Origin of the sequence: Achromobacter aegrifaciens, assembly GCF_902859965.1 — a bacterium.
Lineage (GTDB): Bacteria > Pseudomonadota > Gammaproteobacteria > Burkholderiales > Burkholderiaceae_B > Achromobacter > Achromobacter aegrifaciens.
The window spans coordinates 1,813,599-1,826,344 of the sequence record NZ_CADIKO010000001.1 but is presented as its reverse complement, the minus strand read 5'-3'; the positions used below and the strand labels follow the sequence as shown (position 1 = coordinate 1,826,344).

Below are 12,746 nucleotides of genomic sequence, written 5' to 3'. Positions count from 1 at the left end.
CGGCATCGGGGCAACCTGCCCCGAATGCCCCGGCACCTGGTTAGTTTGTCCTTCCAAGCACGACGCCACTACCAATCAGTATTTGCCCCAGGATTGTTTCCATGGACGTCGCCACGCCTCCTCAGTCCCCCCGGGCAGTCAAGAACGCATGCGATGTAGCCCTGCTGCTTTGTATCGGCTTGCTGCCGGTCCTGACTGTCAGCACTAGCCGCGGGGGCAGCGTTGCGTTCTACGCGGCCTGCGTCTTCAGCCTAGTCGGCCTGTGCCTGGAGGCCCGCCAATCCGAACCATCCCGCACTCCGTACTGGCATAGCTACTGGCCGCTGGTTGTATCGCTGGCGCTGGCTCCGCTGACGCCGCTCCTCAGTTCTGCCTTGTTGGATGCGAGGTTGCATGGGTCGGATCTTGAACGCGGCCTCCGGTTCTGGGCGATAGCATTGATCGTCGCCAGCCTGGCGCAAATCGACCGCGAAAGGCTCAAACTCACGTTGTGGGGCCTCGCGGCAGCCGCCTGGGTCGCCAGCATCACCATCATCCATCTAGCCTGGATCACTGGCGAGCGTCCAGAGCCCGAGGAGTACAACGCTGTCTCCTACGGCAACCTGACCTTGCTTCTGGGCGTGCTCATGCTGTTCGCGCTCGGATCGCGCACCACACGCTGGCCCAGGCTTGAAGCCGCCGCAAAACTTGTCACGGGCGGTGTGGCGATCTATGCCTTCGCGCTGACGTTGACCCGCGGCGGTTGGCTGGCGGTCCCCGTCTTTTCCCTGGTGGCGCTCGCGCTGGCCGGGCAACGACGCTGGGTCTTGAAGGCGGGCATATTCGTCGCGGTCATTGCTGGCTGCGCGGCTGTCCTCTACGCCAATCACGATTTGCGCAGCCGCGTAGAACTGGCGGCCAACGAAGTCGTTCAATGCCGCAACGACAAATTGGCTGACACCTCCATATGCACGCGGCTTCAGTTATGGTCCGCAGCCTGGAGAATGTTCCGCGCCGCTCCGCTTACCGGCAATGGCAGCGGCAGCCTGTTCCCTGAAAAATTGCAGGAACAGGCCGCGCACGGCAAGGTTTCGCCGACGGTTGCGGCAAACTTTGGCGAGCCTCACAACGACCTGCTGTATGCCATGGCCAACTACGGCCTGCCAGGGCTTGCAGCGTTGCTTGCCATATATCTTGCGCCTAGCGCCTATTTCCTCAGACGCTTACGCCAAGGCAGCCCGGACGGAAAGTCCGCAACCGCCATGGGGCTCGTCGTCTGCCTGGGGTTTGCAGCATTCGGCCTCACCGAACTGATGTTCCGGGGCATGCGCACCATAGGCCTCTATGCGACATTGACCGCGTTATTGCTGGCCATGTCTGCGCCAGGTGGTTTCTCCGCGCATTCCGCGCACAAATCCATACCCTGAATGCGATAACGGGAAAAAAATCGTGTCTGAAAAAAAGCGATTGCTGCACCTGGGTTTCTTTTGCCCCCAGGCGTATTTCGACCTACACGACAAGGCGGAGAAGAACCATCAGTACGCCGCGCGGAAGCTCGAATCACGGATCGTAGACGGTCTGCGGCAAAACGACGTCGAGGTCGAAACGATTGGCCTATACCCTGCGCGGATCTTTCCGCGCAACCGTACCGTCTTGCTGAAGGCATTCAAAGGCGTCGACGCCCACGGACAGCAAGCCCAGGCTGTCGGCTACATCAACATGCCCTTTCTCAGCCACATGTCGCGCACCATCTCCATCCTGAGGGCTGGCTGGCGGTGCCTGCGCCAAAAGCGTGAGCGTCCCTCGGCCATCCTGGTGTACTCACTGCACACTCCTCTGGTGCTTTCTGCGGCGGTCCTCTCCAAGTGGTTCCGGATCCCCTTCTATATCTATGTTCCCGACCTGCCGCAGTACATGAATGTCGGCGTCAAACGCAGCCGCCTGTTCAATTTCCTGAAGCGGATCGACACATCGCTGGTGTTGAGCCTGAGCGACCGGGCGACGGGCATCATAGGAATCACCTCCGAACTGGTCCAATCGCGCCCCCCCTGGAGCGGCAAACGAACGGCAGTCCTGGAGGGCGTGGCGGAGGCCAGCGATGTGCCTGATGAAGCACAGAACCAGCAAGATGCCGAGATTCTGAACAAATACGGGCTGACCAAGGGCTTTGTCTTCTACGCTGGTGGCCTGGCTGAGCCCTATGGAGTAGGCATTCTCATCGAGGCCGTCAAGCAACTGGGCGGCGAGGTCCATCTGGTCCTATGCGGGGCGGGCTCCATGAACGCAGCCGTGCGCCGGGCCGCGAGCGAACACCCCCACATACACTACCTGGGCAGCATTCCGCCTGAAGACGTCAAGGCGCTGTCGCGCAACGCCAGCTTTCTGGTCAACGCGCGCATCCCGGGCGACGCCTATCTGCAATATTCCTTTCCATCCAAGCTGCTGGAATACATGGCCACGGGCGTTCCCGTGGTCTCTTCCCGCCTACCTGGCATCCCACAGGAGTACTATGCACACCTGCTCGTTCTGGATGACGTCACCGCGGAAGGCTTGGCCGAATGCCTGCGAAGCAACGCAGGCGTGAATTACAGTGCCGCCCAGCTATCCGCGCAGGGCGCAGCCGCCTTCTGTCGGCAGCACAAGACCGCCCTGCAACAAGGAAAAAAACTGGTCCGAACTATTTTTCAGGATTCGGAGCAGTAGGACCGCCCGTGAGATGCGGGAGCCGCGACAACCATCGACCCTTCCTTTTCATTAAAAAGTTTTGGCATGATACGGGGCCTCTTCCTATACCTCGCAGTGAAAGTTTTCCCGGCTCTGTCCATGATCGTGTACATGGTCGCCATGTACATGAACTTTCCGCCCAACGATTATGTAACTTATTCCGCCGCGATTGCCGCGGGCGTGATCGGCGCGCAGATAGCTTCAAGCTGGATTGCCAGCGCGATCATCTTTTACTTCCCCCTGCGCAAAGGGAAAGCGGCATTCGTCACGCAGGTGTTGCGGATAGCCATTGTTTCGGCCTCGCTGACGGCCCTGATCACTTCCGGCATCTTTCTATCGCTGTTTCATGATCGGGCGCTAAGCGCGAGCGTCTTGTTTCTGACTGCTGCGCAAGGGCTCTTCTATGTAGCCGTCGCCCTATTCCAGCCGGAGCGACGGATGCGCAGTCAGGTCATCAGCGCGATCACCCTCAGCATTACCCAATTGCTCTTCGCCGCCTACGCGATTCTGTCCAACACCCATTCGCTCGCAGTGTCCGTCGCAGGTTATGGCGCGGGGTTCCTGGCCGGCCTCATTACCCTGCTTCTGTATATTCACTGGACCTGGTTTACCAGTGTATTGCGCAAGCGCCAGCGCCGCCTGGCGGCGAAGGAACCTGCGCTTGAGAATTCCAAGCTGCTGGCCTATGGCGGCCCCATGTTCATCTGGTTTTCGCTGATGCTGGTCAACAGCTACACCGACCGCTTCTTCCTTGGCCGCGTGGAAGGGCCGGGGGTGGCGGGCTATGCGTTCACGAAAGACCTCTTGATCGGCATTTCAGGATTCATTTCCATGCCGATCATGCTGATCGCCCATTCCATGATTTTCCGGCTGTTCCGTGAGAAAAAGGAAGAGGAGCTTTCCCAGTTGATCAGGTTCTCGACCACGCTTCTGGTCGTGTTGTTTCTGTTCGCGATATTCGTCTATGCGTCATTCGCAAAAATACAATTGACGCACTTTTCGCCTGATCTGCAGCACGTATCATTTTTCCGGGCGGTTCTCATTGGGCTAGGTATCATGTTAAGCACCCTGGCGCTCTATTCCCAGAAGAAATTCGAGGTACTCGGGCATCTGAAGCAATTGGTCGTGCTGGCGGCTATCAGCAATAGCGTCGCTTTTCTGGCCTACATGTACTCTTCGAGCGCGCACTCGCTCGACTATTTTGCAATTTCATATGCCGCAAGTACGCTGTTGTACTTTTTCTTGACGCTTTTGACCGGATCAAACGCCATACGATTCACAATCAACTATAGAATGATCGTCTTCGTCTTGATTGTGCTGGTGGCCATGCATTTCCTGGCTCCTCCGTCCATCTACAACGGACAGATAAACTGGACTGCAGCCGGATGGGCCGCCGCTTGGCTTGCCACGCTCGCGGCAGTGCTCATGGCCTGCCTACTGAGGCTGTACCGGTCATTAGGATCCAATCTCATCCACAGTTGAGTTGGTTGGGTTGCTTATCAAGACCTGCTATTGAAGATATCGTGCAACATGAAATCCACTTCGCTTGAAACAATGCCATCGTCTGTCGTGCAAGAGCCAACATTGAATTCCCGGTCCAAGCCGGATGTTCTGCACCACTGGATAATTAAGAACATGGCGCCGATCATCTTCCTGGCGGCATTCTTTTTGACAATCGTCATGGGCAATTTGTTGTTCGCAACGGATTTCGGTCATGAACAGTTGGCGAGAATTCCGCACTATGCGGTGATCTATGATTTTCCGACCATTTTCACACCGCTTTACTGGCTGCTTTTGTTACTGCCATTTTTCATAGCGCCACCCATTATCATTCTGGTGCGGCGCACCTTGGAATCGCCAATTCACCGGTGGTGCGCGAAAATCCCGGAAATCCGACCGCTCGACTACACCGTTTTCACCGTCATCGCTCTTTGCCATGTAGGTTACAGTCTGTCGCAAGCGAATGCGTTCTCGCTGTATGGCACGGGTGTCGATCCAGTTTCGTCAGTCGAGATCCGCTTTCAGATTCTTTCGGGGCTTCGCTTCTGGACCATGGCGGTTCTGATGTCTATCTTGCCGTATCTGGCGGTGTATGCCCTGATTCGTTGGATTCGCCGCTCCGGAATTTTTTGGGTATTTGCCACGATCACCGTTGTCAGCATCGTCTCGGTATACATGATTCTGCTGAATATGAAGTGGCCTTTTCTCGTATTCGCGGCAGCCCTCATCCTGACCATTTTTGCATATAGCAAGACCTATCCATACATAAAGGTTTCCGCCGGAACGGTGGTCCTATTCGCCACCTATTTGATAATTTCCACCCACGTATTCCGACTGGCCGATCCAGTCCCGCCTACGGTTGTGGCCGAAGTCGATTCATCAACGGTTGGCGAGAACTCGCCCGAGCTTGCGCCTGTCAACGAAACCAGCGCTCAACCCGAGAGCGACCCTCAGCCGGAACCTGCCGTATCCACGCCCGTTGCTGCTACTCAAGCTAACGCAGCCCCCGCTGTAGGCAGCCATTCCCATAAGACTCTCCCGCCAAAAACTAACGCCATCTCCCGAGATAGCGCCAAAAAAGCGGCTGCGCCCCAACAGGAGGCCCCGATCGCTCAGGAACAGGTCGCGCAGACCCGCCAGGAGATCGAGCCTGACGCCAACGCCTCAATACAGCCTGAACAAAGCGAGACGTCGCCCACTGAAACTCCTGTAGGGCCTGTCCAAACCTCCACGCCAGAGCCGCAATCATCGACAAAGAGCGGGACCCAGCTTCTTAATGAAGCAATTGATTTACCCAAAACCGCCTTGCGTCGCGCGCCAGAGATCCTTTTCTCCGGACTCACGCGGATGGCAATTCTCTACCCCTTCTACTATCAAATTTTCACTGAGGAAGGTAACGTCTGCGGCGGCATTCTCGAACAAGCCCGTCGTGGCCCCGTGTGCCGTCCCAGCACATATATCTACACCCGAGTCTTCGGACTCGATGGCTTCGAAGGTCGAGGCACTGCACCAACTGCTGTACATATTTCTGGCTATTCCCTCGGAGGATGGCCGGTCGCGCTTTTTGCCATGGTTTGCGCCTCGGTCATTCTCGGTTTGATCACTTGCCTACCCACTGGCGCCAGCGCCATGGTCGGAGCCCTTGGCATCATGGGGGCAGTCGCGGGCTATCATTTCTCTCAGGTACCGGGAGAAGGGCCATTGTTCTATGACCATGGCTTAGTATGGACTCTGATTCCGATGGCGATTTATATTGCCTGGCGCACGCTGTACGCCCGCCCTAAGGTTTAGCTCTTCCGGGCTGAAGACTTCTCTAAAAAAGCGGACCAAAAGAATGATGCTGCCCGACGGCCGCGGGCAGCCAAGCATTCATGAGACTTCGAGCACCCGGTCCATCCGGCCGCTCGTCTCAAAAAATATCATCTACGCCGCGGCTCCGCGCGCTACTGCCCCCTCCCACGGCACCATACCCCAGCCTTCTACTCCTGACGCCCACTTGCCTTTGGCGAACAAGAAGCGCATCCTTGCCCTAACACTTCGCTACAGTTTAGGACTTACGGACAGTACGCGACAGGGCGACGTTTGCCTATACTCCGCAAATAGCAAGCAAGCCATGGACTAGAGATTGAAAAAAAATACGCTACGACCCTGGATTATCCGAAATATGTCGCCGATTATTTTTTTGGCGGCGTTTTTTCTTACTGTAGTCCTTGGAAATATACTTTTTGCCACGCCGTTCGGTCGCCACCAACTGCAGAAAATCCCGAGCTACGCGGTCATTTACGATTTTCCAACTCTCTTTACGCCACTGTACTGGCTGCTATTATTTTTGCCATTTTTGATGACGCCGATTATCGTTATCCTGATACGGCGCTTTCTGGAAATGCCGGTACAGCGACTTTGTGACCGAATCCCCGAAATACGCCGCATTGACTATCTGGTTGTGACCGGTCTCGCGCTAGCTCATGTGGGCTACCATTTGTGGCAGGCCAAGGCATTTTCACTGTACGGCACGGGCACCGATGCCGTATCGTCTGTCGAGATTCGATTTCAAATACTGAGTGGAATGCGTTTCTGGACTATGGCGGTCCTGATGTCCATACTGCCATTTCTCGCCGTTTACGCGCAGATCCGATGGATACGCTCGCCGACAATGTTCTGGAGGGTTACGACCATAGTCGTGGCGGGTCTCGTCGCCCTGTACATGGTCCTGCTAAACATGAAATGGCCTTTTCTGGTATTTGCGGCCGGTCTTATCCTGACTGTTTTCGCTCATAGCCAAAGACGGCCATATTTCAAGGCAGCAATCGGCACCGTGGCGTTGTTCGCGACTTATCTGCTGATTTCCAGCCATGTGTTCCGCTATGCGGACACCTCCAGTGACCCGCATGTTCCCGAAATATCCTCACACCAGCGGGCAACTCCCCCGGCGCAGCCAGAAGGACGCCCCGACAAAGGGGCATTGAGCGAAGCTCTGGACACGCCCAAGCTGGCCTTCACCCGAGCTCCGGAAACGATATTCTCCGGTTTGACCCGCATGGCGATCCTGTACCCTTTCTACTTCCAGGTGTTTACTGAAGAAGGCTACGTGTGCGGCGGCATACTGGCTCAGGCCCGTGTGGGACCGGCTTGTCGCCCCAGCACCTACATCTATACCCGGGTCTTCGGCCGCGATGGCTTCGAAGGGCGTGGCACCGCACCCGCAGCCGTCCACATCTCGGGTTACTCACTTGGAGGGTGGCCGATTGCACTCTTCGCCATGGTTTGTGCGTCCATAGTCATGGCGCTGATCACGTGCCTGCCGATTACCGCAAGCGCAACCGTGGGCGCCTTTGGCATCATGGGCGCCGTTGCCGGATATCATTTTTCTCAGGTGCCCGGCGAGGGGCCCATTTTTTATGACCACGGGTTGATCTGGACCTTGATTCCCGTGGTTATCTACTCAATCTTGCGATGGATGTTCAGGGACAAACGCTCGGAAAAAAGAGACTTGCCCGAATCAATGTGAAACGCCGTCCCGGCGCAGCACCTTGACGAAAGTCATCCAGAGAATGCGGATATCGAACGATACGGACTGCCTTTCCATGTATTCGATATCGAGGCGGACCTTGTCGGGGATCGGCAATTCATCGCGGCCATTGACCTGGGCCCATCCCGTCAATCCGGGCGTGAGCGCATCCACGCCGGCCTCGGTTCGCAGAGCGATCAGATCATCCTGATTGAACAGTGCTGGGCGCGGACCGACAAAACTCATGTCGCCGACGATAATGCTCCACAGCTGCGGCAGTTCGTCCAGGCTGCTTTTGCGCAAGAAGCCACCGACAGGAGTCAAACATGCTGCGGGATCGGGCAGCAAATGTGTCGCGACGGCTGGCGTATCCACTTTCATGCTGCGGAATTTGGGCATCTTGAAAATTCGGTTGTTACGGCCCACCCGGTCGCTCCAGTACAGCACGGGGCCGGGCGAAGTCAGCCTGACCGAGAGCGCAACAATAATCACCGGTATCAGCAGCACAAGTGCGGCAAACAGGCTGAGCAACAAATCAAAGACTCTCTTCACAATTTTCTCTAGCAGATTCGATATTGCCCGGGTGCGGTCGTACCCGAGCGCCTTTGTCATTCAAGTTTCGGCGCCACAGAGGTGTGGCCGTCGCGTCCCCTGCCTGACAGCATCAGACGCTGGGGCTCACGCCGATTTTGACTTTTCACGCGATACCGTTTCAAGCACCTCGGCCAATTGATCCACCAGCCGATCATGGTTGAAATGCTCTTCGTAGTAGCGCCGCCCATTTTCACCCATGCGCACCCGCGCCTCTTGCGGCATATCGGCAAGGCGCCGGATGGCCGCAGCCAAAGCCTGTGCATCCTCGGCGGGCACCGCGATGCCTGCCTGTGCCTTTTCCACCAGCCGCCCGCCTTCGCCATTGAGGCACGCCAGGATAGGCTTGCCCGACGCCATATAGGCCTGCACCTTGTTGGGAACGGTAGCGGCGAAGATCTCCTGGTCGGCCAGCGTCACCAGCAGTGCCGACGCACGCTGCATGAAGGCAGGCATGGTTTCCACCGGAAAGCGGCCTGGCAAGTGCAAGTTCTCCAGGCCCAGCACCGCCACCTGTTGCTGCATCCACTCCCTGCGGCTGCCTCCCCCCAGAACAACGAACTGGATGCCCTGATGCTCGCGCAACAGCGCGGCGGCAGCGACTATCACTTCCACAGCCTGCGCCGCGCCGATATTACCCGCGAACATGACGACAAATTCGCCGTCCAGCCCCGGCACGTCGGGCGGCGCTTCCGTAGGCACCCGCGAAAAACTGTCGTCGACCGAATTGGGATAGTACTCAATGGGTTTGCCCGGCGCGAGCTTGCGTATCGGATCAACAAACGCTTCCGACTGGACAAGTATCAAGTCGGCCCGGCTATAAATGAAACGCACGATCCGCTCGACTACACCCAAGACGAAACGGTTCTTGACATGGCCCGTCGCCGACAGGCTCTGCGGCCAAAGATCCAATACCCAGATCACCACCGGCGCGCGTTTGAGCTTCGCTAACAACAGGCCAGGTATGGCCAGCAACAACGGCGACAAGGCGCAGATGAAAACCGCATCGTAGGACTTGCGGCGCATGAGCCACGGCCCGAACAACAACCCTGAAAAAATGAACGACAGGTAATTCAGCGTCAGGCGCACCGCCCCCTTGCCGCGGGGAATCAAGGGCACCCGCGTGATATTCACGTTGTGGAACTGCTCACGCTGCACTCCGAACATCCGGTACCCTGAATAGATCTTTCCTTCCGGATAGTTCGGCTTCCCCGTCAGAACATCGATTTCCATCCCGCGCTCGGCCAAGGTGCTGCTGATCTCATTGATCCGGAAACCCTCCGGCCAAAAATACTGACTGACAATCAACGTGCGCAAACTGCACCTCCCGCGAGGGAAATGGGGCAATCGGGTCGTCCAATATTCATGTCGATGTTCATCAAGGATACAAAATTCGGGGCATTTTCAGCTTCTGCGCAGCGGACGCATCGTACTGCGAAAGCCACCACGCATGTAGGCGCGAAGCGCCCTCGCCTCGCCGGTATAATCGCGCCAGGCCAGTGACTCCATTCCCTCCGCGCATATGATAGCCAATAACAGTACGGCGCCTCGGCCTGCAGACCGCCTGGTCGCGGCGGGGGATCTGCTTTCCCTCCTGGTTCTTGGCGTCTTCGCCGCCCTTCTGATCGCGGGTTCGGGCCTGCCCCTGTACTCGGATGAAGTTGTCACCAAATGGGGCCAAGCCAGGTTCTTCGAACCTGATGGCGTACTGGTCTCCTTCTTCCCTCAATGCCGGGCGGTGTTCAATTCCCCTCTGCCTTGGGCGTTCTACCCGGGCGCCGCATTTTTTTCCGTTCTGTACGGCAACCTTTCCCCCCTGGGCCTACGGCTGGCGGGAGTCGCCACAGCTCTGGCGATAGTGGCTTGCTTCGGCCTTTGGGCGCGGCGCAGCGCTCGCAACGCACGCGCCACATTGAGTCTGCTGTCCGCGCTCATGGTGTTGCCCGCCCTGGGCATACTTCCCTTCCTCTGGGTGATGGCCCGACCCGAACAATGGATCACCCTGGGCCTGATGTTCTTCTGCATGACGGCTACCGCGAACCAGCAGAACGATGGAAAAATCTCATGGGTATGGCCCATGCTGTACTTTCCCGTAGCCTCCGCCTTCTTTTTTGTACATCCGAAGAGCATCTTCTTCACTCCTGCGGTGCTGCTCGCGGCCTGGTTCGTGACCCGACACCGTTCTTCGGCTATTCGCTGGCCGCTCATCACCTTCGTGTTGTGGGCCGCCTACACCACATACCGCTGGGGATCGACGCTATCCAGTTGTCCGGAAGCGCCTGGAGTACAAGCCACCCTGGCCGGTAACTTCCTGAATCCCTCGCTACTGTTCCACGCCCCGGAGGCCTTCCTGCGGGAAGGAATCGGCAATCTGTTGAGCGCGCCCGGCAAGATCGCGGAACATGTCATGTTTGCCGCGACCTTCCAATCGGGTTGGCTGCCGCCCATGATTGTGCCACCCATGGCGACTTGGATGAACCCTATCATCCGACTCCTGATCGAGGTCGCCATTTTTGGCATTTTGGCCGCCAGTTTGCTATGGCTGCCGGCAACATGGCTGCGCCAGAAAATGGCGACACCGCGGGCGTTACTCGCCACTGCCTTGGCCGTGGGACTTTGCGCCAACCTGTTTTTCTACAAATATTGGTTTTTCTACGGCGCCGCACAGGTTTTGCCGCTAGTCCTCATGATGCTCTTGCTCGCCTTGCCCGCCCACGCGCCCAGATGGTTGGTGTGGCCTGGCCTGCAATTTGCACGTTGCGCATGCTTGTTGTTCGCGCTGGCCAGCATGTCGATCTTCAGCGCGCACCTCGCACCAGAAGTGTGGAAGCGTTCCGATCCTCCCGCCGCCACGGTGCCCGACCAATGGCTGTCGGTCCCCGCGCTGGACTTCGACAAGCGGCGCGAAACCATCCGGGAGCTGACGAACCAATGCGGCATACGCGGCGACGGCGCGGCGCATCTAGTCGTGGACCATTTGACCTACTATGCGTTCAGCTACCTGCGTCGGCCGATACACGCGCTCTATGTATCGGAACTGGCATATGGCGGCGATCTGCCCGGCGATAAGCTCATACGCTTTTTGCAGGCGCTCGGATCGCCAGGCGCAATCACTCAGTGCAACTACCTGCCGGCAGCGCTTTCCGGCCTTAACGTCCTCCGCAAGGGCGGGTACTGCTGCGTTGCGATACCACCCGCAAACTGATCCTGCGCCCCCCCAAGGTCTGCCCGATGAACAGCACTTCGGGCCGGACAGTCCGCGGGAAAGCTACTCGGAGTAATGTGTGTCCACCCAATTCCGGTGGTAGGCGCCATTGACGATGTCCTCCACCCAGTCACCATTGTCGAGATACCACCGCACGGTCTTGCTCAGACCAGTGGCGAATGTTTCCGCTGGGCGCCAATTCAGCTCATCGCTGATCTTCGATGCATCGATGGCATAACGGCGGTCATGGCCGGGCCGATCCTTGACGAACGCGATCTGTTGCTTATATGAAACGCCGTCTGCCCGAGGCCGCAGCTCGTCCAGCGAGTTACAGATTGCCTGAACCACGTCCAGGTTCGGACGCTCGTTCCAACCGCCGATGTTATAGGTCTCACCCACGCGACCTGCCTCCAACACTCGGCGCAAACCACTGCAATGGTCCTTCACGTACAGCCAGTCCCTCACTTGCAGGCCATCGCCATACAACGGCAAAGGCTTGCCGGCCAGGGCGTTGGCGATCACCAAGGGAATCAGCTTCTCCGGAAACTGGAGGGGGCCATAGTTGTTGGAGCAATTCGTCGTCAGTAACGGCAAGCCATAGGTATGGTGATACGCGCGCACAAGATGGTCGCTGGCAGCCTTGCTCGCCGAATATGGGCTGTTGGGTTCATACCGGTGCGTTTCAGTAAACGCATCGCCATCCGCGGACAATGAGCCATAGACCTCGTCCGTCGACACGTGCAGAAAACGAAAACTGGCGCGCGCCGCAGGATCCTGTTCACTCCAATAGGCCCTTACCGCCTCCAGCAACCGAAACGTGCCAACGATATTGGTCTGGATGAACGCTTCCGGCCCATATATGGAACGATCCACGTGAGACTCCGCCGCCAGATTGATGACCGCCCGCGGCCGATGGCGCTTCAACAAATCGTTGACGAGCAAGACATCGCCTATGTCGCCAACAACCAATTCATGCCGTTTATCGCCATCCAGCTCCTGGAGGCTCTGTGGGTTGCCCGCATAGGTCAGCTTGTCCAGATTGACGACGGACTCGTCGCTGCGCGCCAGCCAATCGAGGACGAAATTGGCTCCGATGAAACCGGCGCCTCCAGTAACGAGGATAGTCATAGGCTATATGCGCAAAATAAGAGCACCGGCCGAGGACGGTGGAGAGGCCATGATTTTACTCCGTGCATCCTGCCTGTTCGATTGGAGACTTCGGATCCAATCAGGCCGATA

Annotated in this window: 9 protein-coding genes; 6 read left to right on the top strand and 3 right to left on the bottom strand. The window is 57.6% G+C overall.

Annotation, left to right across the window (positions count from 1 at the left end; all coding sequences use genetic code 11):
* Window positions 1-101 precede the first annotated feature (101 nt).
* The 5 genes from HV793_RS08510 to HV793_RS08490 all read left to right on the top strand — a co-directional run bounded on the left by HV793_RS08510 (window position 102) and on the right by HV793_RS08490 (window position 7,711).
* Window positions 102-1,406: an O-antigen ligase family protein gene (locus HV793_RS08510; protein ID WP_125471183.1), complete on the top strand. Its 1,305-nt coding sequence runs from the start codon at window positions 102-104 to the stop codon at window positions 1,404-1,406.
* Between the two features lie 22 nt (window positions 1,407-1,428).
* Window positions 1,429-2,682, top strand: a complete 1,254-nt coding sequence (locus tag HV793_RS08505) for a glycosyltransferase (RefSeq protein WP_175212983.1) — start codon at window positions 1,429-1,431, stop codon at window positions 2,680-2,682.
* Between the two features lie 120 nt (window positions 2,683-2,802).
* Entirely contained in the window at window positions 2,803-4,185 is a 1,383-nt protein-coding gene (locus HV793_RS08500) for an MATE family efflux transporter (RefSeq protein WP_175212982.1), read from the top strand.
* Window positions 4,186-4,233: 48 nt separating this feature from the next.
* Entirely contained in the window at window positions 4,234-5,994 is a 1,761-nt protein-coding gene (locus tag HV793_RS08495) for a hypothetical protein (RefSeq protein WP_175212981.1), read from the top strand.
* Between the two features lie 373 nt (window positions 5,995-6,367).
* Entirely contained in the window at window positions 6,368-7,711 is a 1,344-nt protein-coding gene (locus HV793_RS08490; protein ID WP_175212980.1) for a hypothetical protein, read from the top strand.
* Here the strand turns inward: HV793_RS08490 and HV793_RS08485 are convergent.
* Together HV793_RS08485 and HV793_RS08480 are read right to left on the bottom strand one after the other, a co-directional pair.
* Window positions 7,703-8,263 carry a sugar transferase gene (locus HV793_RS08485; protein WP_125471205.1) on the bottom strand — a complete coding sequence of 187 codons (561 nt, stop codon included), beginning with the start codon at window positions 8,261-8,263 and terminating at the stop codon, window positions 7,703-7,705. The two genes, HV793_RS08490 and HV793_RS08485, sit on opposite strands and share 9 nt — an antisense overlap.
* 126 nt (window positions 8,264-8,389) lie before the next feature.
* Window positions 8,390-9,619, bottom strand: coding sequence for a glycosyltransferase family 4 protein (locus tag HV793_RS08480; protein ID WP_125471188.1), 1,230 nt, complete (start codon window positions 9,617-9,619; stop codon window positions 8,390-8,392).
* A gap of 205 nt (window positions 9,620-9,824) precedes the next feature.
* Here HV793_RS08480 and HV793_RS08475 point away from each other — a divergent pair, with 205 nt between their 5' ends.
* Window positions 9,825-11,507: a hypothetical protein gene (locus HV793_RS08475; RefSeq protein ID WP_175212979.1), complete on the top strand. Its 1,683-nt coding sequence runs from the start codon at window positions 9,825-9,827 to the stop codon at window positions 11,505-11,507.
* A gap of 63 nt (window positions 11,508-11,570) precedes the next feature.
* Here the strand turns inward: HV793_RS08475 and rfbB are convergent, their stop codons facing one another.
* Entirely contained in the window at window positions 11,571-12,635 is a 1,065-nt protein-coding gene (gene rfbB / locus HV793_RS08470) for a dTDP-glucose 4,6-dehydratase (protein ID WP_125471190.1), read from the bottom strand.
* Window positions 12,636-12,746: the final 111 nt, after the last annotated feature.